The organism is Streptomyces sp. NPDC030021, from assembly GCF_055574035.1.
This window is the reverse complement of the sequence record NZ_JBVIAH010000002.1, coordinates 600,034-621,818: the sequence shown is the minus strand read 5'-3', so window position 1 is coordinate 621,818 and position 21,785 is coordinate 600,034. Positions and strand designations below refer to the sequence as shown.

The following is a 21,785-nucleotide window of genomic DNA, read 5'->3' as shown; positions in this document are numbered from 1 at the left end:
GTGGTGTCTGTCACGCGCACGAGCGTGACCTGCACATCGCCTCCCCGCAAGGAAATATCGGCCGCCGCGGCCCGCACCTCCCGCGTGTCAGCCCGCGATCGCCTCGTAGAGCGAGAACGCGGCCAGTGCGGCCATCACGGCAGCCGCGATCTTGGTGATCAGTCGCAGCGGCACGTACTTCATCAGGGTGCGCCCGCCCAGGATGCCGATGCCGGCGACCGCCCACAGGGCGAGGACGGCGCCGACGCCGACCGAGACGGGGTCGTCGTACCGGGCGGCGAGGTTGGCGGTCATGATCTGGGTCAGGTCGCCGAACTCCGCCACCAGGATCAGCATGAAGCCCGCCCCGGAGACCTTCCAGAAGGACTGGTCGGCGGGCGGCTTGACCTCCTCGTCCCCGTCATCCTTCTTCAGGAGCAGCATGACCGCGCCCAGGAGGAAGAGGATGCCGACGACGGCCTGGACGAGCCGGTGCGGGAGCAGCGTGAGGACGCTGCCTGCGGCGATGGCGAGTGCGACGTGTACGGCGAAGGCGGCGGCGACGCCCGCGAAGACGTAGGAGGCGCGGTAGCGCGTGCCGAGCATCAGGCCGGCGAGGGCCGTCTTGTCGGGGAGTTCGGCAAGGAAGACGACGCCGAAGGCGATCGCCGTGATGCTGAAGCTGAACACGGGGGTGAAACCTCGATCGGTCGGGCAGGGCGCCATCGGGACCGAGAGACCTGGGGTGTGTCAGGGGTCGCTTCGGCTCGGCGGCGCCCTGGCTTGCGCGTGCGCGTATGAAACGCGCCTGCGCTGAACAGGACACTGCGGCCGAAGGTCTCGCTGGCCGGCCGCTGTCCGCGTCCTGCCTCCGGGCGCCGGCTGGTGTGACCCAGCAGTATGTCGACGGTCCGGCGAAGAGCTACTCCCCTTCTGCTCAGAACAGAGTACGCGACGCCCACGACCGGCCGGAATAGGTCTTTGGTCCCGCGTCCGCCCCGTGCTGCGGCCGCTCGCTCTCCACCCCCAGCCTGCCCTGTACCTGCTCTGACCTGGGCCCGGCCGGTCATCCTTGCCGCGCCCACGCCCTTCGGAATCTCAACCTCCGTTTAAATCGGTAGTGTTGGGCGACTTGATGTGACGTGCTCATGTCGCCAGGCTGTCACCTGGCGCCCACCCCGACGACACCTGGCGCCACGACCATGGCCACGCCCCGCCGGGGCCGCACGGCCGCACCCCCCGCATCCAGGGAGCCCCTCATGGCACTCATACCCACCATCTACGCGCGTCGAATTGGCGTGCTCGCGTCAGCAGCTGCACTCGCCGCGCTCACCTCCCTCCTGAACGCCCCCACCGCCCAGGCCGCCCCGCCCGCCCCCATCAGCGCCTCGGCCGCCCGCGCCTACCTGGCGACGGTCACCCCGAAGACCGAGGGTTCCACCAGCGGCTACAGCCGCGACCTCTTCCCGCACTGGAGCACCGTCTCCGGCAGCTGCAACACCCGCGAGACCGTCCTCAAGCGGGACGGCGTCAATGTCGTCCAGGACTCCGCCTGCGCCGCGGTGAGCGGAAGCTGGTACTCGGAGTACGACGGCGCCACCTGGACCGCCGCCTCCGACCTCGACATCGACCACGTCGTCCCGCTCGCCGAGGCCTGGCGTTCCGGCGCCAATTCCTGGACCACGAGCAAGCGCCAGCAGTTCGCCAACGACCTCACCCGCCCGCAGCTCATCGCGGTCACCGACAACGTCAACCAGGCCAAGGGCGACCTCGACCCCGGCAAGTGGCTGCCCTCGCGGACGTCCTACCGTTGTACGTACGCACGGATGTGGGTCAACGTGAAGCAGTACTGGGGTCTGAGCATGGACTCCGGCGAGAAGACGGCCCTGGTCAACATCCTGAACGGCTGCTGACCAAGCCGGCCGATCTTTCCCCCGCCAGGGGGAGGCGTGGCTCCCCCCACCCGTCGTACCGTGATCGAAGGGGCTACGGAGGAGGGGGAGTTGCATGGCCGGACTGCGTCTGGGGCCGCTGCTGCGCCACGTCGACTGGGACACGGGCCGGTCGGCCACGATATGGGTCGAGGCGGACCGCCCGTGCACGGCCGAGGTGCGGTGCGCGGACGGGGCGGGCGGCAGTGCGCGCACCTTCCAGATAGCCGGTCACCACTACGCGCTGGTGCCGGTGACCGGCCTGACCCCGGGCGCGACCACGGCGTACGAGGTGCTGCTCGACGGCCGGCCGGTGTGGCCGCTGCCGGAGAGCGGTTTCCCGCCGAGCACGATCACCGCTCCCGCCGTGACGGGTCCCGGCCGGCCTTCGCCCGGGCTGCGCGTGACCTTCGGTTCCTGCCGGCAGGCCGCGCCGCCCGCCGGCCGGCACGGGCCGCACGGCGCGGACGCGCTCGACACCCTCGCGGCGCGGCTGGCCGCCGATCCCGAGGCGGTGCGCCCGGACGTCCTGCTTCTGCTCGGCGACCAGGTGTACGCGGACGCGCTGTCCCGGGAGACCCGGCAGTGGCTCGCGGCCCGGCGGGATCTGCGGGAGCCGCCGGGCGCCCAGGTCGCGGACTACGAGGAGTACACCCGGCTCTACTACGAGTCCTGGCTCGACCCGGAGATCCGCTGGCTGCTGTCGACGGTCCCCAGCCTGCACATATTCGACGACCACGACGTCATCGACGACTGGAACACGAGCGCGGCGTGGCTGGCGGAGATGCGGGCGACGCCGTGGTGGCGCGAGCGTGTCCTCAGCGGGCTGATGTCGTACTGGGTGTACCAGCACCTGGGCAATCTCTCCCCCGCCGAACTGGCCGCCGACGCGGTGTACGAGGCGGTACGGCAGACCCCTGACGGTACGGACGTACTCCAGGCCTTCGCGTCCGCGGCGGATGCCGATCCGGGCACGGTGCGCTGGAGCTACCGGCGTGACTTCGGCCGGACCCGGCTGCTGATGGTGGACACCCGGGCCGCGCGGGTGCTGGCGGAGGACGGGCGGGCGATGCTCGATCCGGCGGAGCAGCAGTGGCTGCGGGAGAACGCCCTGGCCGGGCACGGGGGTTACGACCATCTGCTGATCGGGTCCTCGCTGCCCTGGCTGATGCCGCCGCTGATCCACGATGCCGAGACGTGGAACGCCGCGCTGTGCCGCGGGGAGCGGGGGCCTCGGTGGGCGCGGATCGGGGAGGATCTGCGCCGGCGCAGCGATCTGGAGCACTGGGCGGCGTTCCCGGCCTCGTTCGCGGCCCTGACGGATCTGATCGAGGAGGTGGGGACGGGGCCGCGGGCGCCGGCGACGGTGTGCGTGCTGTCCGGGGACGTGCATCACGCTTATGTGGCCGAGCCTCGAATACCGAGTACCGCACGGGTGTTCCAGCTGACGTGCTCGCCGGTTCACAATTCCATCCATACCGCAGTGAAGTGGGGTTTCCGGCTGGGCTGGTCCCGGACGGGGCGGTGGCTGGGGCGCGGTTTCTCCCTGCACGGGCGGACGGGGCGGCCGCCGCTGAACTGGCGGCGTACGGGTGGGCCCTGGTTCGGGAACCAGCTGATGACGCTCGCTCTGTCGGGGCGGGCGGCGCGGCTGCGGCTGGACCAGGCGCGCAAGAAGCGCGAGGGGGCCGTGCTGGTGACGGTGCTGGACCGGGAGCTCACGGCGGCGGAGTAGGGGATGCGGCGGGCCCCGGCGGTGCGGGGTGGTGGACTTGGCGTGGTGGCGGTGCGGGACTCGTCCTTGGCAGGCGTCGGTCCCTGCGGGCGTCGGCCCCGGCAGGCGTCGGCCCCTGGCAGGCTTCTGTCCTCGGCAGGCGTACCGGGCAGGCGCCCCGGGCGTCCGGGGTGCGAACGCCGGGCGTACGCTGTCTGGCTGTCAGGCCGCTCCTGCCGCTCCCCGCGACGTCGCGGCGCTTCGTGTCGCAGCACGTCAACCGGACTGGGGAGTCCCGTTTTGTTTGAGACGCTGGGATCGCTGACCGCGAGCCCATGGATCTACGCCCTCGTGGCGGTCTCCATCGTGCTCGACGTCTTCCTCCCGGTGCTCCCGAGCGGGGTTCTGGTGATCACCGCGGCGGCGGCCGCGGCAGCCGCCGGGGCGGCCGGCCCGGTGCCGGTACCGGTACCTGAACAAGTGCCGGACATCCTGCTCCTGCTCGTGATCGCCACGACCGCCTCGGTGCTGGGCGACATGGCCGCGTACCGGCTGGGCCGGCGCGGCGGAGCCCGGCTGGACCGGGCCATCGCCCGCTCCCGCCGGCTGACCCGGGCCCACGAGCGCCTCGGTACGGCTCTGGCACGCGGCGGCGGCGCCCTGGTGGTCATCGCCCGCTTCGCCCCGGCGGGACGCTCGGTGGTGTCGCTGGGTGCGGGCAAGACCCAGCGCAAGGTCGCGGAGTTCCTCCCCTGGTCGGTCCTGGCGGGCATGGCCTGGGCCGGTTACAGCGTGGCCCTCGGCTACTTCGGTACGCAGTGGCTGGGCACCCAGTGGCTCGGTACCGCCCTGTCGATGGTCGCCCTCTTCGCCGCGGGCGCCCTGGCGGCCTTCCTCGTACGCCGCCCGGAGGCGGCCGCGGCGACGACGTAGGACGTCCAGCAGGACTCGGCTCCCCCGGGCGGAGCAGTGGCTCACCCGTTCACCCGGCCCCGATCGCCGCCCCCGGGCTGGGCTCCTAGCGTCCACAGCACGGTGCGCAACCGAATCCGCGTCACATCAGTGGCCTGGCCGCGCCGTTTCGACGAGCCGAGGAGTCCTCTCCATGCCCGCCAAACCGCCCGCCGCACCGCCCGCCACGGCGCGCCGCCTGATGACCGTCGCGGCCGCGACGCTCATCGCCGCTGCCGCCGCGCCCGCCACACTCGCGTACGCCTACCCCTCCGCCACCGTCTCCCCCTCCGCTGTCGCCCCGGGCGGCCGGGTCGCGCTCAATGTCACGGGCTGCGGAACGCAGGTCGCCAGGGTCACGTCGACCGCCTTCGGCGAGGTCCGGCTGACCGCGGGCAACCCGGCGGCCACCAACCTCATCGGCAGCGCCACCGTCTTCAACAACGCCAACACGGGCACGCACCGTGTGGACTTCGAGTGCGGCGGCCCCGGCGGCGAGCGCACCACCGTATCTCTGCAGGTCACCACGGGTGCGGCGCGTGGTGGGACGGGAGGCAGCATCGGTTCGATGAGCCCCGGGCAGATCGCCGTGGGCAGCGCCCTCACCGCGGGCGCGCTGGGCGCCGGAGTGTGGGTGATGCGCCGCCGCGCGGCGGCCTCGTAACCCTCGCCGGGGTCACGCCGGAGCGGCCTGCCCCCGTACGTGCACGCCGTCGAGCAGCGCCGCGGTGGCCTCGGCGACGGCGTCCACCGCCGCCTCGAACACCTCGCGGTTGTGCGCGGCGGGCACCCGGAACCCGGACACCTTGCGTACGTACTGCAGGGCGGCGGCGCGGATCTCCTCCTCGGTCGCCTTCTCGGGGATGGCCGGCGGGCGCAGGGTCTTAATGGAACGGCACATACCCCTACTATCTCGCTACCGGGGCAGCTCGGCCCCGGAAAGTTTCATGATCAAACCGGCTTGGAGGCGGGCCCTGAGCCCCGGGTCCTCGACCGTGTCCAGCAGCTCGATGGCCTGCTGGGTCGTCTCGGCGGCCCGCCGGTCGTCCCGCAGCGAGGCGGTCTGGTCGGCCATGTGCTTGAGCGCGATGTCGGCCCGCCGGTGGAAGAGCTGCCCGATCAGGGCGGTGACCAGTCCCGCCGAGCTCGTGACGATCCCCAGGTAGAGCTCCCCGCCGCCCTCGGCCTTCCAGACGGCCAGCCCGACCCCGAAGAGCAGGATCGCCGCCCCGACCCCGGCGAACCGCTGGCTGGTCGCGAAGCTGCTGCGCGCCTGGGTCAGTCCGTAGGCGTAGTACTCCACGAGGATCGGCGTGAAGTCGTCCCGCCGGTCGCCGAGCCGCGCCGCGGGGTGCTGGATCCCGCCGACGTCCTGGAACTTCCCCCCGCCGGGCACGGCGGACGGCCTGTCGCCCTCGCCCGGCTCGGCGAGGTGCGCGAGCAGCCGCGCCCGCTCCTCGTCCCGCTTCCGCTCGAATCCCACCCCGAGGGACCGCTCCATCAGCGCCAGCGCCACGGCGACCACGGCGACGACCAACCCACCCCACGCGAGCTCGCCCATCCCCCGACGATCCCACGCCCCGAACCGGCGGCCAAGAGAGCGTCCACCTCCCCAAATGCGGATGAACCGTACCGAACCTAGACTGACCGAGGCATGAACCTGTCGCCGACGAGGGAGACCACGACCATGGCGAAGCGAGGCAACAAGCGTCGGGCCCGCAAGAAGAAGAAGGCCAACCACGGCAAGCGCCCCAACGCCTGAGCGAACCACCCGAAAGACCCCCGACCACGATCGGCCGGGGGTCTTCGCGGCTCACTTCCTCTTCCGGAGCCTCCGCATCTTCGCTTCGGCTTCCTTCCTGTTCCGCGCCACTCGATCCATGTAGCAACCAGCCGCGGCCACCGGCTCCCGCGCCCCGCCCCCCTTGGACCCGATAAGAACGACGAAGCCCCCTGGTTGCCAGTCCCCCTACCCTCACTCTTCAAACGCCGACAGAGCGACCCCAGCAGCACCTTGGGGCCGCTGTGCGCGCAGCGCCACACGGCTCCGGAGTGCCTGGGTTGCCGCGGTTGCACGCAGGAGCCGATGCCCCCTCAGACCTCGCCGGTTACGGCCCAGCGCGGCAGGGGCCAGCGCGCCGGGCGTGAGGGAACAGGTTTCCGAGAACGACCTGACGCTCCGGTTCATCGCCTACTCGGCGGGAGTAACTGAGGTGCTTCTGATGGCGCCGTGCGGACCGGACGAGCTTGTCGATCAGCCGGTACTGCTCGGACACGGTCCCGATGAGATCGTGAGGACCGAGGAACATGTCGGCGCGGTAGTGCCCCTCCAACTGCGACTGGAAGTAGTCGATCAGCGCCGGATCCACGTGCTGTGGTGCTACCGGCCCGGGTACGAGTGCTGCGGCCGTGACGGTCATGAAGTTGCGGCGTTCCACCTGGTCCTCGTATTGCCTCTCGGGTCGGATCCATCCGGCGGGTGGCGTGAATCCCAGGTCCTCCGGCCATTGCCCGAGCGCGTCATGGAGTACTTGGGCGGTTTCCTCCGGCGGCCAGCCCCGCTGCTCCTGACGACCCTCCCACCGGCGCCACGTCCGCGGCGAGACCGTGAAATGGGCATCGCCGAGGAGCCTGTACCCGTGCGCCTGGAGCGCGGCGGCCGCTGCGTCCACGGTGCGCCAACCCGCGCGGAGCCGAGCAGCGCGGAGCGCGTCGTTTCGGTGGCTCATCGCCCCAGTGTGGGGTGCCATCGCGCCTGTGCGCTGCCTTGGCCGCTACGTGGCCGCAGATGGCCACGTGCTGGCCTGTCCGCCCCCGAAGGTGCCCGCACATGCTCTTCCTGTGACGATGAACAGCACAGATGAGCAGCATCACTTACTCCCCTCGTTGCCGCAGCCGTCGCGGCGTCCGAGCCCTGAGTTGACGGCTCGTGCGGCCGCAGGCTGGGAGCGGTTCCTGCGCTCCCCCTGGAAGGGAATGGGACGCACCCGATGAGTGAGCAGTACGAGGACGTGCCCCATCGCCTGCTCCGCAAGCGAGTCCGGGACGTCGCATCGGGCCTTGAGGGCGAGTTGATGGCCGTCGTCAACGAGAACGTGTCGACGTCCGTGGTCCACGAGCACTGGGTGGAACTCGCCTACATCCGAGGGCCGTCCGGTCGGGAAATCTCGACCGCCGTCGACAACATCGAAGCCGTCTGCGACACGAGGAGACCGCCGATGCCTTCGAGCCTGCATCGACACGCCGGTGTCCGGCCCAGCCATTAGATGTCGATCGTGGATGTCATGTGGCGTGCGAAAGCCCCCAACCAAGATCGGTTGGGGGCTTTTCACTGGTGGGCGCGGACGGTTTCGAACCGCCGACATCTGCTTTGTAAGAGCAGCGCTCTACCCCTGAGCTACGCACCCGTGGATGAGTGGACAGCCTACATGGCGGGCACACCCCCCACGCAAACCCGTTCCCGTGGGAGAGAATGGACCGGGGCATGGCGGACGCGGTACGGGAGAGGCATTGTGACGACGGCATCCCGGCGGTGGTTCGGCGGGCGGGACGAGAGTCGGCGGGCGGATGCGCAGGCGGCGAAGGATGCCGCCGCGGCCGCGTTCTACGAGCTGGACACGGCGCAGCGGGATCTGCGGATCTCGATCGAGACGATCGCCGCGGCGGACGGGTCGCCCGCCGCGCGGCAGGCGACCGAGGGGTTCGCCGCGCTGGGACGGCGGATCGACGAGGTCAGTCATGTCTACATCGAGGCGGTCGACGCGCACGACCTGGACCGGGCGGAGTTGGAGGCCTCGGTCGCCACGCGCGCGCGGGAGCAGCTGACCCGGGCCCGGGACGAGCTGGTGCGGGTCCAGGGGGAGCTGGAGCGGTTCGCGCAGGGGCTGCAGCCGCTGCTGGCCAAGGCCGAGACGCAGCTCGCGCGGGTGGCGCCGGCCCGGGAGCGGGCCAAGGCCGCGCTGATCGGGGCGAGTGACGCGCTGGACGCCGTACGGGCCAAGGGGATACGGGCCGACGACCTCGCGGCGCGGCTGGCGGCGCTCGGCCCGGAGCTGACCAAGCTGAACCAGGGTGCGGCCCAGCACGGTGTGCAGGAGACGGTGCAGCGTGCCGACCGGATCCTGCGTGATGCGGAGGCGGTACGGGCCGAGGTGGCGCGGCTGCCCGAGCGGGCGGCGGAGATCGACCGGCGGCTGGTGAGTCTGCGGACGCGGGCGCAGGCGTTGCGCAACCGGGCGGACCGGGTGGATCCGGTGCTCAGCGAGCTGCGGCGGCGGTTCAGTGCGGCCTGCTGGCAGGACCTGCAGCACGTGCCGGACCAGGCGGTACAGGACGTGGCGCGGGCCGAGGAGCAGCTGCGGGAGGCCGGCCGGGCCCGGGACGAGCAGCGCTGGGCCGATGTGGGGGCGCTGATCGAGGCGGTCCGCGGCTCGCTGGACGCGACGGACGAGGCGGTGTCGGCGGCGCAGGACCGGCTGACGCGGCTGGAGGCGGTGGCGCGGGATCCGCAGGCGGAGGTGGACCGGACCCGTTTCGCGATCCGGGATGCACAGCGGCTGGCGATGGCGGGGCGCAGTGTGCCGGATCCGCAGCACGCGCGGCCGCTGGACGATGCGGTGGCGCGGGTGGCCCGGGCGCTTTCGGCGCTGGAGGGGCGGCATCCGGATTACTGGGCTTTCCTGCTGGAGATGGCGGACGTCCGGGCCTCCGTGAACCGGGTGGTGAACGGGATCCGGGCCGAGCGCGGGCACGCCTAGGCCGTGCCGGGCGGGACGAGCGCGGGCACGGGCACGGGCACGCCCAGGGCGCCCGGACCGGGACCCGGTTGTTTCCGGGCGGTCTACGGCGGATGCTGGGAGGTGCCGGGAACGGACCAGAGGAGGGCACCATGGCTGCCCGTACCTTCAAGAAGCCTCCTGTGACCCATGAGCCCTATGTGGCTCATGCGGCGTACGGGTGCACGGAACCACATGAGCACTACGCGCCCTACGTCGCCCATGAGCCCGATCCCGACGCGCCCGCCCCACCGCGCCTCGCCGACACGGTCTCGCGGCGGATGGCACGCGTACTGCATCCGGTCAACGCGCAGCTCGACGATCATCTGCCCAGCGACCACAAGCTCGGCCAGGTGTACCGGGTGGGGGCGGGGCTGACGGGTCTGCTGCTGGTGGTGTTCGGGATCCTGGGGCTCGTCAACCAGATCGGGTTCTTCGACACCGGCGGGGACACGGTGCTCGCCCTGAACACCAACGGGGCGCTGAGTGTCCTGTCGATCTGCATCGGGGCGCTGCTGATCTACGGGATGGTGGTGGGCGGCACCTTCGCCTCGACCTTGAACATCGTGCTGGGCGTGCTATTCATCGCGAGCGGGTTCGTGAATCTCGCGCTGCTGGACACGGAGCTGAACTTCCTGGCCTTCAAGATCCAGAACGTGCTGTTCAGTTTCGTCGTCGGCGTGATGCTGATGTGGTTCGGGATGTACGGGCGGGTGGGCAGCGCCCTGCCGCACGACAATCCGTACTGGCGGGCCCGCCACCCCGAGCAGGCAGCCCGGGAGGACCGGGTGCGGCGCGTTCAGGGGCGGGCTCCCGTAACCCCCGTCATGCACGGCCGCTGCCCGTAGCCGCGAGGTGTGCGGCCGCGCCGTACGTAGCGCCCGGGCGCCGGGCGCGCTTAGCCTGTGCGCATGCCTCGATACGATTACCGCTGCCGGACCTGCGACGACACCTTTGAGGTCAGTCGGCCCATGGCCGAGTCCTCCGCGCCCGCCGACTGCCCGGCGGGGCACTCCGACACCGTGAAGCTGCTGTCCGCCGTCGCCGTGGGCGGGACGAGCAGCGCTCCCGCGCCCGCGATGGGCGGCGGGGGCGGCTGCTGCGGTGGCGGCGGCTGCGGCTGATCCCGGACCCCGGGTCCCGGACCCCGGATCCCGGACCCCGGACCCCGGATCCCGGACCCCCGGGTCCCGGGCCGGAGCGTCAGCGCTTGCGCGAGAGGGTCAGGCCGTCCGAGATCGCGAGCAGGACGGATTCCATGCGCGGGTCCGCCGACACGTGGTCGTTGAAGGCGCGGACGCCGGCCGCCGCGCCCGTGGCCGACTCGTCGAGGACCGTGCCGTGGAACAGCGTGTTGTCGGTGACGATCAGGCCGCCGGTACGCAGTCGCGGCACGAGCTCCTCCCAGTAGGAGATCTGGCTCTGCTTGTCCGCGTCCACGTAGGCCATGTCGATGTGCGGTTCGGCCGGCATCGCGCGCAGGGTCTCCAGCGCCGGTGCGATGCGCAGCTCGATGCGGTCCGCGACGCCCGCGTCCTCCCAGGCCTGCCGGCCGTACTGCGTCCATTCCTCGGAGACGTCGCAGGCGATGAGGCGGCCGTCGGCGGGCAGTGCCTGCGCCATCGACAGGGCCGAGAAGCCGGTGAAGGTGCCGACCTCCACGATGTGGCGGGCGCCCGTCAGCCTGACCAGGAAGGCCAGCAGCGGCCCCTGCTCCTCCGCCGACTGCATCCCGGCCACGTCCGGGAATTTGGTGTACGTCGTCGCCACCAGCCCCCGCTGGACCTGGTCCAGCGGGGGGTTGTGGTCGAGCATGTACCGGTAGAGCTCGTCCGTGATCTTGGTGCTGTTGCCCTTGGTCATGCGTCCAGTCTGCCCAGTCGGGCCGCCTCCCGGGCGAATGCGCGCACGATTTCCTCGCCCGCCAGGACGCCCGCCGTGGCCAGCGCGGTCACCGACGGCGCCGTCCACGCCGCGTCGGCCAGTTCGCCGTGCCCCGGGCGCCAGGCCGCGTCCGCCGCCAGCAGCAGGTCCGCGTCCAGCAGCGAGTCGCCGGCCGCGAGGGTGGTGGAGGCTCCCGTACGGCGGGCGACCTCGCGCATCGCCGCGCTCTTGGTGAGCGGGCGCGGGACCGCGTAGATCTTCCGGCCCTGGAGGGAGACCGTCCAGCCGCGGTCCTCGGCCCACCGGGTCAGGGACTTGAGCCATTCGTCCGGGACCAGGGCCCGTTCGACGACGAGGTACGCGAAGAGGTCCTCCGCCAGGCGCGTCTTGCGCAGCCACGCCGGGTCGGCCGTGGCCAGCAGGTGCTGGTGCACCTCCTCCAGGGGGGCGCACTCCTCGGCCAGGCGCGCCGCGACCTGCCGCCGCCAGTCCCGGTCCGGGACCCCGTCGACGAGCAGCTGCCCGCCGTTGGCGCAGATGGCGTAGGAGGCCGGGCGGCCGGGGAAGCGGATGCGCTGGTACTGCTTGCGGGTCCGGGTGGTGGTGGGGACGAAGACCACCGAGGGGTCGGCCGTCAGCTCCGCCAGCAGTCCCGCCGCCGTCTCCGTCATGTAGGACAGCGGCTTGCTCTCGTGGACCTCGACGCACAGGAGCCGCGGGGCCACCGGGTCGGGCATGGTCAAGCCGAGGGCGGCCGTCGAGTAGATGAGCGTACGGTCGAGATCACTGGCTACGAGGACAGTCACTTCGAGGCCACAGCCTTTCCGTCGGCGCCGGTGGCGCCGCGCGTGAATCGGGGGTGGATGAGTCCTACGCACGTGTAGGGCAGCCCGTCGACCTCTTCCACCGGGACGCCGCGCTGCTCGGCGAGCAGCCGTACGTGGTCCAGGTCGGCCCCGGCGCCGCGCTGCGCCAGGATCTTCCACGGCACCCGGCGCAGCAGGACGCGGGTGGTCTCGCCGACTCCGGGCTTGACGAGGTTCACGTCGTGGATGCCGTACTCCTCGCTGATCCGCTCGACCGCCGCCCAGCCCTCCCAGGTGGGTGTGCGGTCGGCCGCGAGGAGCTCCTTGACCTCCTCGTCGACGGCGTCGGCCACCTCGTCGAAGTGGGCGGCGACGGTGTCGACGAATGCGACGGAGACGTCGGCGCCGGCGAGCTCGCGGTAGAACTTCGCGCCGTGGAAGTCGTCGGGACCGACGAGGTCGGACCGCAGAACCGTACGCGAGATGAGACCGGAGACGGTGGAGTTGAGACAGGCGGAGGGGATCAGGAAGTCTTCCCGGGTGCCGTACGTGTCCACGCAGGAGCCGGGGTCGGCGAGGACGACGATCTCCGGATTGAAGCCCTCGAACTCGGCGAGGGCCTCGCGCAGCTCGCGGGTGATGGCGCCCTTGCCGGTCCAGCCGTCGACGAAGACGACGTCGGCCGGGTCGTGGTGGGCGGCCAGCCAGCGCAGGGCGTTCGCGTCGATGCCGCGGCCGCGCACGATGGAGACGGCGTAGTGCGGCAGGTCCAGGCCGTGGCGGGCACGGGCCCAGCGGCGCATCAGTACGCCTACGGGGGTACCGGCGCGGGCCAGGGAGACCAGGACCGGGGACGGGGAGCGCTCGGCGAGGACGGTCTCGGTGACCGTGCCGACGGCCCGGGCCACGCGGGCGGCGGAGGCGGCGAGCGCGCTCCCGTACAGCTCCTGGTACTGGGGGGACGGCTGGTACTCGACGGGCAGGGATTCGGCGTAGTGCGCGCCGCCCGCCTGTATCGCCTCCTCGCGCTCCTCCGTCGGCGCCTCCAGCTCGACGTCGGAGAAGTCCTGGAGCAGCCAGCCGACGTCCTCGGGGGCGTACGAGGAGAAGGCGGGGCCGCGCAGGGGCTCGCGCAGGGTCGGCGCGGTCGGCTGCTCGGTCGGCTCGGTCAGTTGCTCGGTCGGCTCGGTCAGCTCGGTCAGCTCGGTCAGCTCGGTCAGCTGCTGTGTCGGCTGCTCGGTCGGCTCGGTCATGATCGGCTTCGGCTCCCGCCGGTCGGGTGTGTAGGACGGGACGACGGCCAGGACGACGTGGCCGGTGTGCGGGGCGAGGGCCGCCAGCAGTCCCGTGTGCAGCTCGGGGGTGTCCCCGGCCGAGTCCACGACGGCGACGACGGCGTCGAAGCCGGCACCGTCCGTGCTGTGGACGTTGTAGGCGTAGCGGTCGCCGGGGCCGTCGGCCGGGGCGTCGTGCGCCGGGAAGACCAGCCGGGTGCGGATGGCGTATCCGGGGTCGTCGACGGCGAGCACGGGCGAGCGGGTGGTGGTCGAGAAGCGGACCTCGCGGGCCGCCCCCGCGTCCTCCAGGGCCTTGGCGAGGCGCAGCGGCGCGTACATCAGCTCCTCGTTGCCGAGGACGAGGACCCGGCCGGGTTCGTTGCCGAGCGCTGCGCTGAGCCGGTCGGCGATTTCCGGCAGGGCCGCTTCCAGGCGGGCGCGGTGGGTGGGGGTGAAGCCGTGGCGGCCGCCGTCAGGGACCCCGGAGGGCCAGTTCAGGTCGACGCGCGTGACCGGCTGCGGGCCGGCTGCCGGGGCTCCGCCCCGGACCCCGCTCCTCAAACGCCGGAGGGGCTGGTTTTGCCCGGCCGGGGGTGCGGGCTCGATGCGTGACTCGTACTCCTCGACCAGGGCCTGGCCCTTGGCGAGGACGCCGTCCGGGAGGGAGACGGTGCCCGAGGCAAGGGCGATCAGGTCCACGCGCGCGCCCAGCTCGGCGGCGAAGGCGGTGAGCCGGTCGCGGTCGGCCGGCGAGCGCATGTCGACGAGGGCGACGACGACGTAGTGCGGGCGGGGGTGGCGGGCGTGCAGGTCGCGGATGGTGTTCAGGACCGTGTTGCCGGTGGAGAACTCGTCGTCGACGAGGACCAGGGGACCGCTGCCGGCGAGCAGCCGCGGGTCCTCGGGCAGCAGCAGGTGCGAGGTGGCGTGCGAGTGCGCCTCCTCGAAGCCGCCGGCCGCCCGCACGCCCGGCACGGGGCGGCGGGTGGAGTGCAGGTAGGGGGCCGCGCCGAGGCCGTCGGCCACGCAGTGGCCGAGCCCGGTGGCGGTCTCGGCGTAGCCGAGGACCACGGCCGCCGCGGCGCCGTCCTCGCCGAGCAGTGCCCGGACACGTTCTCCGAGGCCGAAGCCTGCGGCGTGGACGACCGTCGGGGACTGCGGGACGTGCTTGCCGAGGACCTGCGAGACCAGCAGGTGGGCTCGCTTGGGGTTGCGCCGCAGGGCCAGTCCGAGCAGCTCGGTCAGCCGCGGACCGTCACCGGAGTCCTGCAGGCTCACGCCCAGCCGGTCCGCGACCCAGGTTCCCGACCACACCTCTTCGATCGTCTTGCCTTTCCTCGTCATCGTGATTGTCCGTTTCTGGGCCGGCGTCCGCGCTGGCGTGCTCACACCTGGAGCCCGGCCGTGAGCAGGTCGACGAAGCCGACCTCCTCCTTCGCCACACCGAAGACCTCGGCGCGCAGCATGGTGCGCTCGGCCCAGGCCCGGTGGGGCTTCACCTCGTTCATCTTGTTCGTGTAGGCGGAACGCATCACGCCGCCGCCGCCGCGCTCGGGCCGCAGGATGTCCTGCGCATCGCAGAACTCCTCGTGCGAGACCACCGACAGTGCGTGCACGGGCGTGACGTGGGCGGGGTGGATGCAGGTCTTGCCGAGCAGCCCGTTGGCCCGGTCCAGCTCGATCTCGCGCAGCAGCCCGTCCAGGTCGTGCTCGATCAAGGCGGTGCGCAGTTCCTCCACGCCCTCCTCCAGGAAGGGGCTGCGGCGCAGCTGGGGCTTGAAGAGGCGCTGCTGGCTGCGGAAGTACTCCCAGACGGGCCCGGTCACCGTGAAGCCGGTGCCGTCGGCCCGGCTGAGGACGTTGACGACGTCCGCGATGACGCCTGCCACGATCTGGACGTCGTAGGCGGTCATGTCGGGCGTGCGCCGCAGGCCGTAGGCCGAGCAGAAGTCGGTCACGCCGAGCCGCAGCGCCAGGACGCGCTCGCGGTGGCTGTTGACCGTGCGGGAGATGCCGGCGAGGGCCTCGACGCGGGTTTCGAGGTGGAGGAGGTCCGGGGTCTCCAGGACGGGCATGGCGTACAGGCGGGGCAGTCCGCTCAGCGCCTCCGCCTCGGCGACGGCTTCGAGGAAGGCGATCCCGCGGTTCTCGTCGAACTTCGGGAGTACGAATCCGGCCAGTCGCCGCACGGAGCCGCCCAGCCGGCGTACCAGGTCGGGTATCTGCTCGGGCGTGCGGACGCGGATGAAGAGCAGCGGGAGCTCCGCGCCGTCGGCGTCGAGCTCGGAGAAGTGCCGGACGAGGTTCTCCTCGGCTCCGGCTACATCGCCGTCGCTGATGGAATCCTCCAGGCAGAGAACCATCGAGACGACTCCGCGGCCGGCCTGCTTGCGGATGTCGGCCGCGAGCGTGGGCCGGGTGGCCGGGCTGTAGAGGGTGGCTCCCAGCGCCGCCGCGAGGACGCGGGAGGGCGAGGCTCCGGTGAATTCCGCCGGTTCCTGGTGGAAGAGGTCCTTACGGACGGTGGGCGATATGTGCCCAAAGTGACGCATGTGCTTCCCCCGTACTGCCTCGGCGGCCCAACTGGCATGGCCGGTAATAGTACGTACGAACGTGAGTCAAGAGTTCCTCAAGCACATGAAGTTCAGGTAACCCTCTTGCACCATGCCCAGGTCTCGCGTTCGAGACAAGGCCCTACGGGGGGCCGCATTGTCCCTGTCCACCCCGGGAGGGCAGGATGACGTGCATGACGCACGCGATGCAGAAGGGCTCGAACATCCCGGTGGCCGCCGTGGCGGTCCGGGCGGTGCTGCGCTGGACCGGCGGCCCCGAGGTGCCGGACGTGGACGCCTCGGCACTGCTCGTCGGCCCGGACGGCCGGGTGCGTTCGGACGAGGACTTCGTCTTCTACAACCAGCCCCGGCACCCCTCGGGGGCCGTCTGGCGGCTCGGCAAGAAGCAGATCGGTGACGCGATCACCGACGCCGTCCAGGCGGACCTGCGCACGGTGACGCCCACGGTGGACCGGATCCTGGTGGTCGCCTCCGCCGAGGACGTCCCGTTCCAGCGGGTCCACGACCTGCGGATCCTCCTCTACGACGCCACCGCGACCGGCGGCTCCGAACCGCTGGCCTACTTCGACGTACGGCCCGAGACCGGCGCCGAGACGGCGCTGATCTGCGGGGAGCTGTACCGGCGCGGTGAGGGATGGAAGTTCCGGGCGCTCGGCGAGGGCTACTCCGACGGACTGGTGGGGCTCGCGACCGACCACGGGATCTCGGTCGACGAGAACGCCGCCGAGGCCGAGGCGGCCCCCGCGGCAGGCGCCGGCACCGGTCCCGCCTCCGGGCCCGCTTCCGAGCAGACGGCGATGATGGCCCCGCCCACCCAGGCCCCGCCGCCCGTCCAGCCCGCCTACGGGTACCCCCAGCCGGTGTCCCCGGCTCCGGTGCCGGGTCCGGGCGGCGATCCGTCCTTCCGGCTGCCGGTGCAGGGCCCGCAGTTCATCCGTCGCTGACGCCACTGACGCCGCTGACCAGCTGACTCCGCCGTCGCCGGCGCCGGACCGAGGGCCCCGCGGACGATCACCCGTCCCGGGGCCCCGGTCAGCTCTTGGTGCTCTTGTAGCCCCGCCCCCACTGGAGCCCCCAGCCGTACAGCCGGTCCAGCTCGGCCTGGAACCCGTACACGAACTTCACCTCGCGCCGGACCACGAGCTCCCCCTTGACCTTCTCCAGGGAGACGACCGCGCAGGAGCGGGCCTGCGGGTGCCGCTCGTCCAGCGGGATCTCGATCCGCGGCCCCGTGACGGGGTAGAGGGTCACCATGGCGTGCGTCCGGTCGAAGGCCGGGGTCTGGTCGTAGATGTAGACGAAGACCAGCAGCCGCTTGATCTCGTCGGCGTGGTCGAGGTTGACGTAGAGGGTCTCCCCCGACGCCGAGCCGAACCGGTCGTCCCCGCTGAGCTTGACGTACGGCGGGTCGTTGAGGTCGCCCAGCAGGTTCCCCAGCGGCTGCACGGCGCCGCGGGTGCCGTCCGTCAGCTCGTACAGGCAGCCCATGTCGAGGTCGACATTGACCATGCCCTGGGTGTGCGCCTGCACCATGTCCGGCTTGAACAGCTTGAACGGATGCCGGAAGAGCTGGCCGCTCTGGCCGGAGCGGCCTCCGATGTCCGAGGTGCGCATGCGCCAGGACAGATTCACGCGCAGATTGCCGTGGACGGCTCCCTGTTTGGTGAGCGACACGGTCGCATGTCGCTTGGTCAGCTCGATCGCGTTCGACGAGGCACTGCCCGACTGGAACTGCACGGCCCGGCTGCCCATGATGCCGTCGAAGAAGCCCATCCCCTACCCCCCTGGTCCCCTGATCCCCTGATCGCCCTGAGCCTACGGAAGCGGGGCGGCCCGCCGGGTCCTCGGACCCGGTGGACCGCCCCGCAATGGAGCGTTCCGCATTACCGGCGCGGTCATGCCTCGGCGGTGGAACCCTCCAGTTCCATGCGCTTGTTGCGGCGCACCGAGGACCAGAAGGACCATCCGATGAGCAGCACGCCGACGAGACCGGTGATGATCTCGTTGATCTCGTACTGGATGGTGACGAGCAGGATCACGGCGAGGGCGCCGATGGCGTAGTGCGCGCCGTGCTCCAGGTAGACGTAGTCGTCGAGGGTGCCCTGGCGGACCAGGTAGACCGTCAGCGAACGGACGTACATGGCACCGATGCCGAGGCCGAGGGCCATGAGCACGATGTCGTTGGTGATGGCGAAGGCGCCGATGACCCCGTCGAAGGAGAAGGAGGCGTCGAGGACTTCGAGGTAGAGGAACATGAAGAAGGCGGCCTTGCCGGCCATGGCGGCGGCCGAGACGGGCTTGCCGGTCCGCTTGGCCTCTTCCTCCGCCTCGTGCTCGGCCTCCTCCTCTTCCTCCAGCTTGTTCTCGAAGTAGCCGGAGAGGCCGCCGACGACCATGTAGGTGATCAGGCCGAGGATGCCGGAGATCAGGACGGTCTGCGCCTTGTCCACGTGGACGCCACCGTGCTGGTGGGCGTTGGCCCCCACGGTCATCGAGGCGATGACCAGGACGATCAGCGCGATGCAGGCGGACAGCATGTCGACCTTGCCGAGCTTGGCGAGCGGACGCTCCAGCCAGGCGAGCCACTTGATGTCACGGTCCTCGAAGATGAAGTCGAGGAAGATCATCAGCAGGAACATGCCACCGAACGCGGCGATGGACGGGTGCGCGTCCGTGACGAGCTGCTCGTACATCTCCTTGTCGTTGAGGGCCAGTTCCACGGCCTCGATGGGCCCGATCTTGGCGCTGATCGCGACGATCACGACGGGGAAGACCAGCCGCATGCCGAAGACCGCGATCAGGACACCGACGGTGAGGAAGATCTTCTGCCAGAAGGCATTCATCTTCTTCAGGATTCCGGCGTTGACCACCGCGTTGTCGAAAGACAGCGAGATCTCGAGGACCGACAGGATCGCGACGATACCGAAGGCCTGCCACCCCCCGTAGAACACCGCTGCGACCAGACCGAGCGCAGTGATTGCGAACGACCAGCCGAAGGTTTTGAGAACCACTGGCACCCCATCGTCTTGTACGGCTTTACGAAACGTTGACCCCGAAGTCTAGAGCGATGCCTCGGAGCCCCGACGCGTACCCCTGCCCCACCGCACGGAACTTCCATTCACCCCCGTACCGGTAGACCTCGCCGAAGATCATCGCGGTTTCGCTGGACGCGTCCTCGGACAGGTCGTAGCGGGCCAGTTCCTGACCGTCGGCCTGGTTCACCACACGGATGAAGGCGTTGCTGACCTGGCCGAAGCTCTGTCGGCGGGAGTCCGCGTCGTGGATCGAGACCGGGAAGACGATCTTGTCCACGGCCGCCGGCACCTTGGTGAGGTCGATGATGATCGACTCGTCGTCGCCTTCACCCTCGCCGGTGAGGTTGTCCCCCGTGTGTTCGACGGAGCCGTCGGGGCTCTTCAGGTTGTTGTAGAAGACGAAGTACTCGTCCCCCAGCACCCGTCCGCTGTTGCAGAGCAGCGCGCTGGCGTCGAGGTCGAAGTCGGCTCCCGTGGTCGAGCGCGCGTCCCATCCGAGGCCGATCAGAACCCTGGTGAGGTTCGGTGCGGCCTTGGAGAGGGAGACATTGCCCCCCTTGGCGAGTGTGACGCCCATGTTGTGGTCCTCCCCGGACGACGGTGTGGCGGTATGGCGATGTGCCGGTGTGGCGGGTGTGGTGCGGTGTGGCGGGTGTGGTGCGGCGTGGTGCGGCGTGCCGCCCGCGGTGATGTCCGCGGGTAAAGCCGGTCCGGCGCCGTACACACAGTGCACGGCGCCGGACGGACGGACTGTTCTCAGGCTCAGACGTTGACGCCGAAGTCCTGCGCGATGCCGCGCAGGCCCGATGCGTAACCCTGGCCGATGGCGCGGAACTTCCACTCCGCACCGTTGCGGTACAGCTCGCCGAAGACCATGGCGGTCTCGGTCGAGGCGTCCTCGGAGAGGTCGTAACGGGCGAGCTCGCTGTTGTCGGCCTGGTTCACCACGCGGATGTACGCGTTGCGGACCTGGCCGAAGCTCTGCTGGCGGCTCTCGGCCTCGTAGATCGAGACCGGGAAGACGATCTTGGCGACGTCGGCCGGAACGCCGGCCAGGTTGACCTTGATCGCCTCGTCGTCGCCCTCGCCCTCACCGGTGGTGTTGTCACCGGTGTGCTCCACCGAGCCGTCGGGGCTCTTCAGGTTGTTGAAGAAGACGAAGTTCGCGTCGCTGGTGACCTTACCCTGGTCGCTGGTCAGGATCGCGCTGGCGTCGAGGTCGAAGTCGACACCGGTGGTGGTGCGAGCATCCCAGCCCAGACCGACGATGACCGCCGTCAGGTTAGGCGCGGCCTTGGTCAGCGAGACGTTGCCGCCCTTGCTGAGGCTGACTCCCACGGGTCCTCCATTGGGTTCTGTGTGTGGGGCGGTGCCCCGTCGTGCAGAGGCCCTCCCGGCCGTGACCGGGGGAGCTACCGGATCAACGTTTCGATCCTAGTGACGGGTTCCCGCCTGTAAGCGGTTTTCGCAGGGAAAATGCGTGTACGGCCCGCTCGGGCGCGCTCAGAGACCGTCGAGTGCCTTGATGTACTCGTTCAGGTCACGCGCGTCGGGCAGTCCGTTGACGACAGTCCAGCGCACGACGCCGTCCTTGTCGATGATGAAGGTGCCGCGGACCGCGCATCCCTTGTCCTCGTCGAAGACGCCGTAGGCGCGCGAGGTCTGCCCGTGCGGCCAGAAGTCCGACAGCAGCGGGTACTCCAGGCCCTCCTGCTCCCCGAAGACCCGCAGGGTGGGCACGGAGTCGTTGGAGACGGCCAGGAGCTGCACGTCGTCGTTCTGGAAGCGCGGGAGCTGGTCGCGCAGCTCGCACAGCTCGCCGGTGCAGACGCCGGTGAAGGCGAACGGGTAGAAGAGCAGCACCACTGCCTTCTCGCCCCGGAAGTCGGAGAGCCGCACGGTGGCGCCGTGGTTGTCCTTGAGCTCGAAGTCCGGGGCCTTGTCGCCGACCTCGATCGCCATCTCTCGCATCCCTTCGTTCCCGCATCCCCGCGTTGGGCTGTTCGGGTGAGTCACAGACTAGGCCCTGGACGTGGGCAGGTCATGGAACGCACACACCCCGCAGACCGGGGTCACCTGGTCGGCGGGGTGTGGAAGCGTGTCCGCTCGGCAGCGGGCGCGGCTCAGCGCTTGGACTTGGCGGCGGTCTTGGGCGTCACCAGCTTGGTGGCGGCCCACTCCTTACCGACACTGATGCTCCTGGTCTGCGAAAGGCCGGCGGTCTCGGCGGCCTCGCTGATGTCGCTGGCCTCGACGTAGCCGGGGCGGCCCGTCTTGGGGGTCAGCAGCAGGATCAGTGCGCCGTCCTCGACCAGCTCTGTGGCGTCGACCAGCGTGTCAGTCAGATCGCCGTCTTCCTCCCGGAACCACAGCAGCACCGCGTCGGCAACGTCGTCGAAGTCCTCGTCGACGAGGTCGTTGCTGATGTGGTCCTGGATGGACTCACGGAATTCCTGATCGACGTCTTCGTCGTAGCCGATCTCCTGGACCACCTGTTCGGACTGGAAACCCAGCCGGGCGGCCAGGCTCTCCGCGTGGTCCGCGGTCGCGCTCACGGGGTGCCTCCTGCTCATGTTCGGTGAATGTCTTCGGCGGCGCGCGTACGCGCAGCATTGGGCGTAGTCCACACGGGCGCGGCGGATCGCGCAAGTACCCGGCCGCCGAGACCGTCGAAACGGTGACGATTGCGGCCGTCTCGCCGCAACTTTCAGGCTTCCCGTGTGCACCTCTCGTGATTCATCCCACACCATTCCAGCTCATTCGGCATCATCGTCGACGCCTGAGGACTTTCCTACCTGTTTGAGGGACGAACGGTCTTACGAAGTCAGTGCCCGTCTTGGGCGTAAGGTTGCGGTTTGGC

24 protein-coding genes and 1 tRNA gene are annotated in these 21,785 nt (G+C 70.6%); 10 read left to right on the top strand and 15 right to left on the bottom strand.

Translation table 11 applies throughout. From position 1 onward, the window contains the following. Positions 1-87: 87 nt before the first annotated feature. A complete protein-coding gene (locus ACZ4YL_RS05970; RefSeq protein ID WP_468114043.1) occupies positions 88-705 on the bottom strand; it encodes a TMEM165/GDT1 family protein in 618 nt (205 codons plus the stop codon). Positions 706-1,247: 542 nt separating this feature from the next. On the opposite strand from ACZ4YL_RS05970, the gene ACZ4YL_RS05965 reads away from it, so the two are divergent. From ACZ4YL_RS05965 to ACZ4YL_RS05950, 4 genes are all read left to right on the top strand, one after another. Continuing rightward, positions 1,248-1,892, top strand: coding sequence for an HNH endonuclease family protein (locus ACZ4YL_RS05965; protein WP_468114102.1), 645 nt, complete (start codon positions 1,248-1,250; stop codon positions 1,890-1,892). Positions 1,893-1,986: 94 nt separating this feature from the next. Further along, positions 1,987-3,645 carry an alkaline phosphatase D family protein gene (locus ACZ4YL_RS05960; RefSeq protein WP_468114041.1) on the top strand — a complete coding sequence of 553 codons (1,659 nt, stop codon included), beginning with the start codon at positions 1,987-1,989 and terminating at the stop codon, positions 3,643-3,645. Positions 3,646-3,924: 279 nt separating this feature from the next. Further along, positions 3,925-4,557 carry a DedA family protein gene (locus ACZ4YL_RS05955; RefSeq protein WP_468114039.1) on the top strand — a complete coding sequence of 211 codons (633 nt, stop codon included), beginning with the start codon at positions 3,925-3,927 and terminating at the stop codon, positions 4,555-4,557. Between the two features lie 172 nt (positions 4,558-4,729). Next, positions 4,730-5,239 carry a hypothetical protein gene (locus ACZ4YL_RS05950; protein ID WP_468114037.1) on the top strand — a complete coding sequence of 170 codons (510 nt, stop codon included), beginning with the start codon at positions 4,730-4,732 and terminating at the stop codon, positions 5,237-5,239. 12 nt (positions 5,240-5,251) lie between these two features. Here the strand turns inward: ACZ4YL_RS05950 and ACZ4YL_RS05945 are convergent, their stop codons facing one another. Further along, complete coding sequence (locus ACZ4YL_RS05945) at positions 5,252-5,476, bottom strand: DUF2277 domain-containing protein (protein WP_266484671.1); 225 nt, start codon at positions 5,474-5,476, stop codon at positions 5,252-5,254. A 15-nt stretch (positions 5,477-5,491) separates the two neighbouring features. Continuing rightward, on the bottom strand, positions 5,492-6,136 hold the full coding sequence (locus ACZ4YL_RS05940) for a TRADD-N-associated membrane domain-containing protein (RefSeq protein ID WP_468114035.1): 645 nt from the start codon (positions 6,134-6,136) through the stop codon (positions 5,492-5,494). A 126-nt stretch (positions 6,137-6,262) separates the two neighbouring features. Between ACZ4YL_RS05940 and ACZ4YL_RS05935 the strand changes: the two genes are divergently transcribed. Then, positions 6,263-6,337, top strand: coding sequence for a 50S ribosomal protein bL37 (locus ACZ4YL_RS05935; protein ID WP_100661309.1), 75 nt, complete (start codon positions 6,263-6,265; stop codon positions 6,335-6,337). 346 nt (positions 6,338-6,683) lie between these two features. On the opposite strand, the gene ACZ4YL_RS05930 is transcribed toward ACZ4YL_RS05935, so the two are convergent. After that, entirely contained in the window at positions 6,684-7,247 is a 564-nt protein-coding gene (locus ACZ4YL_RS05930) for a hypothetical protein (RefSeq protein WP_468114033.1), read from the bottom strand. Between the two features lie 318 nt (positions 7,248-7,565). Here ACZ4YL_RS05930 and ACZ4YL_RS05925 point away from each other — a divergent pair, with 318 nt between their 5' ends. Beyond that, complete coding sequence (locus ACZ4YL_RS05925) at positions 7,566-7,841, top strand: hypothetical protein (RefSeq protein WP_468114031.1); 276 nt, start codon at positions 7,566-7,568, stop codon at positions 7,839-7,841. Between the two features lie 66 nt (positions 7,842-7,907). On the opposite strand, the gene ACZ4YL_RS05920 is transcribed toward ACZ4YL_RS05925, so the two are convergent. After that, positions 7,908-7,982 (bottom strand) — tRNA-Val (locus ACZ4YL_RS05920). A gap of 105 nt (positions 7,983-8,087) precedes the next feature. On the opposite strand from ACZ4YL_RS05920, the gene ACZ4YL_RS05915 reads away from it, so the two are divergent. The 3 genes from ACZ4YL_RS05915 to ACZ4YL_RS05905 all read left to right on the top strand — a co-directional run bounded on the left by ACZ4YL_RS05915 (position 8,088) and on the right by ACZ4YL_RS05905 (position 10,474). Further along, the gene (locus tag ACZ4YL_RS05915) at positions 8,088-9,332 is read left to right on the top strand and encodes a coiled-coil domain-containing protein (RefSeq protein ID WP_468114029.1); all 1,245 of its coding nucleotides are present in this window, start codon (positions 8,088-8,090) and stop codon (positions 9,330-9,332) included. A gap of 131 nt (positions 9,333-9,463) precedes the next feature. Beyond that, positions 9,464-10,198 (top strand): DUF4383 domain-containing protein, encoded by a 735-nt coding sequence (locus tag ACZ4YL_RS05910; protein WP_468114028.1) that lies wholly within the window; start codon positions 9,464-9,466, stop codon positions 10,196-10,198. A gap of 63 nt (positions 10,199-10,261) precedes the next feature. Continuing rightward, positions 10,262-10,474, top strand: a complete 213-nt coding sequence (locus ACZ4YL_RS05905) for an FmdB family zinc ribbon protein (RefSeq protein ID WP_094744670.1) — start codon at positions 10,262-10,264, stop codon at positions 10,472-10,474. A gap of 79 nt (positions 10,475-10,553) precedes the next feature. On the opposite strand, the gene ACZ4YL_RS05900 is transcribed toward ACZ4YL_RS05905, so the two are convergent. From ACZ4YL_RS05900 to ACZ4YL_RS05885, 4 genes are read right to left on the bottom strand one after another with little or no spacing between them, the layout of a single operon-like run. Next, positions 10,554-11,213 carry an O-methyltransferase gene (locus ACZ4YL_RS05900; RefSeq protein ID WP_468114026.1) on the bottom strand — a complete coding sequence of 220 codons (660 nt, stop codon included), beginning with the start codon at positions 11,211-11,213 and terminating at the stop codon, positions 10,554-10,556. Next, positions 11,210-12,040 (bottom strand): HAD family hydrolase, encoded by an 831-nt coding sequence (locus ACZ4YL_RS05895; RefSeq protein WP_468114024.1) that lies wholly within the window; start codon positions 12,038-12,040, stop codon positions 11,210-11,212. The genes ACZ4YL_RS05900 and ACZ4YL_RS05895 overlap by 4 nt, the downstream gene beginning before the upstream one ends. Next, entirely contained in the window at positions 12,037-14,661 is a 2,625-nt protein-coding gene (locus ACZ4YL_RS05890; protein ID WP_468114023.1) for a phosphoribosyltransferase, read from the bottom strand. The genes ACZ4YL_RS05895 and ACZ4YL_RS05890 overlap by 4 nt, the downstream gene beginning before the upstream one ends. 41 nt (positions 14,662-14,702) lie before the next feature. Then, complete coding sequence (locus ACZ4YL_RS05885) at positions 14,703-15,869, bottom strand: HpcH/HpaI aldolase/citrate lyase family protein (protein ID WP_468114021.1); 1,167 nt, start codon at positions 15,867-15,869, stop codon at positions 14,703-14,705. Between the two features lie 194 nt (positions 15,870-16,063). Here ACZ4YL_RS05885 and ACZ4YL_RS05880 point away from each other — a divergent pair, with 194 nt between their 5' ends. Next, positions 16,064-16,834 carry a TerD family protein gene (locus ACZ4YL_RS05880; protein WP_468114020.1) on the top strand — a complete coding sequence of 257 codons (771 nt, stop codon included), beginning with the start codon at positions 16,064-16,066 and terminating at the stop codon, positions 16,832-16,834. An 88-nt stretch (positions 16,835-16,922) separates the two neighbouring features. On the opposite strand, the gene ACZ4YL_RS05875 is transcribed toward ACZ4YL_RS05880, so the two are convergent. The 6 genes from ACZ4YL_RS05875 to ACZ4YL_RS05850 form a co-directional block, all read right to left on the bottom strand. Next, positions 16,923-17,663, bottom strand: coding sequence for a TerD family protein (locus ACZ4YL_RS05875; protein ID WP_351149271.1), 741 nt, complete (start codon positions 17,661-17,663; stop codon positions 16,923-16,925). A 122-nt stretch (positions 17,664-17,785) separates the two neighbouring features. Continuing rightward, entirely contained in the window at positions 17,786-18,901 is a 1,116-nt protein-coding gene (locus ACZ4YL_RS05870; protein WP_468114018.1) for a DUF475 domain-containing protein, read from the bottom strand. Positions 18,902-18,926: 25 nt separating this feature from the next. After that, positions 18,927-19,502 (bottom strand): TerD family protein, encoded by a 576-nt coding sequence (locus ACZ4YL_RS05865; protein WP_030715379.1) that lies wholly within the window; start codon positions 19,500-19,502, stop codon positions 18,927-18,929. A gap of 185 nt (positions 19,503-19,687) precedes the next feature. After that, positions 19,688-20,263 (bottom strand): TerD family protein, encoded by a 576-nt coding sequence (locus tag ACZ4YL_RS05860; RefSeq protein WP_030715382.1) that lies wholly within the window; start codon positions 20,261-20,263, stop codon positions 19,688-19,690. A gap of 165 nt (positions 20,264-20,428) precedes the next feature. Continuing rightward, positions 20,429-20,887: a peroxiredoxin gene (locus ACZ4YL_RS05855; RefSeq protein ID WP_468114017.1), complete on the bottom strand. Its 459-nt coding sequence runs from the start codon at positions 20,885-20,887 to the stop codon at positions 20,429-20,431. Between the two features lie 161 nt (positions 20,888-21,048). Further along, entirely contained in the window at positions 21,049-21,480 is a 432-nt protein-coding gene (locus tag ACZ4YL_RS05850) for a DUF3052 domain-containing protein (RefSeq protein ID WP_314250818.1), read from the bottom strand. Positions 21,481-21,785 lie beyond the last annotated feature (305 nt).

Excerpts from the sequence above, each read along its gene's own strand:
- ACZ4YL_RS05885 (WP_468114021.1), bottom strand. The coding sequence starts at position 15,869 with ATGCGTCACTTTGGGCACATATCGCCCACCGTCCGTAAGGACCTCTTC.
- ACZ4YL_RS05945 (WP_266484671.1), bottom strand. The coding sequence starts at position 5,476 with ATGTGCCGTTCCATTAAGACCCTGCGCCCGCCGGCCATCCCCGAGAAG.
- ACZ4YL_RS05970 (WP_468114043.1), bottom strand. The coding sequence starts at position 705 with ATGGCGCCCTGCCCGACCGATCGAGGTTTCACCCCCGTGTTCAGCTTC.
- ACZ4YL_RS05855 (WP_468114017.1), bottom strand. The coding sequence starts at position 20,887 with ATGGCGATCGAGGTCGGCGACAAGGCCCCGGACTTCGAGCTCAAGGAC.
- ACZ4YL_RS05960 (WP_468114041.1), top strand. The coding sequence starts at position 1,987 with ATGGCCGGACTGCGTCTGGGGCCGCTGCTGCGCCACGTCGACTGGGAC.
- ACZ4YL_RS05925 (WP_468114031.1), top strand. The coding sequence starts at position 7,566 with ATGAGTGAGCAGTACGAGGACGTGCCCCATCGCCTGCTCCGCAAGCGA.
- ACZ4YL_RS05950 (WP_468114037.1), top strand. The coding sequence starts at position 4,730 with ATGCCCGCCAAACCGCCCGCCGCACCGCCCGCCACGGCGCGCCGCCTG.
- ACZ4YL_RS05875 (WP_351149271.1), bottom strand. The coding sequence starts at position 17,663 with ATGGGCTTCTTCGACGGCATCATGGGCAGCCGGGCCGTGCAGTTCCAG.
- ACZ4YL_RS05905 (WP_094744670.1), top strand. The coding sequence starts at position 10,262 with ATGCCTCGATACGATTACCGCTGCCGGACCTGCGACGACACCTTTGAG.
- ACZ4YL_RS05910 (WP_468114028.1), top strand. The coding sequence starts at position 9,464 with ATGGCTGCCCGTACCTTCAAGAAGCCTCCTGTGACCCATGAGCCCTAT.
- ACZ4YL_RS05865 (WP_030715379.1), bottom strand. The coding sequence starts at position 19,502 with ATGGGCGTCACACTCGCCAAGGGGGGCAATGTCTCCCTCTCCAAGGCC.
- ACZ4YL_RS05880 (WP_468114020.1), top strand. The coding sequence starts at position 16,064 with ATGACGCACGCGATGCAGAAGGGCTCGAACATCCCGGTGGCCGCCGTG.
- ACZ4YL_RS05890 (WP_468114023.1), bottom strand. The coding sequence starts at position 14,661 with ATGACGAGGAAAGGCAAGACGATCGAAGAGGTGTGGTCGGGAACCTGG.
- ACZ4YL_RS05940 (WP_468114035.1), bottom strand. The coding sequence starts at position 6,136 with ATGGGCGAGCTCGCGTGGGGTGGGTTGGTCGTCGCCGTGGTCGCCGTG.
- ACZ4YL_RS05900 (WP_468114026.1), bottom strand. The coding sequence starts at position 11,213 with ATGACCAAGGGCAACAGCACCAAGATCACGGACGAGCTCTACCGGTAC.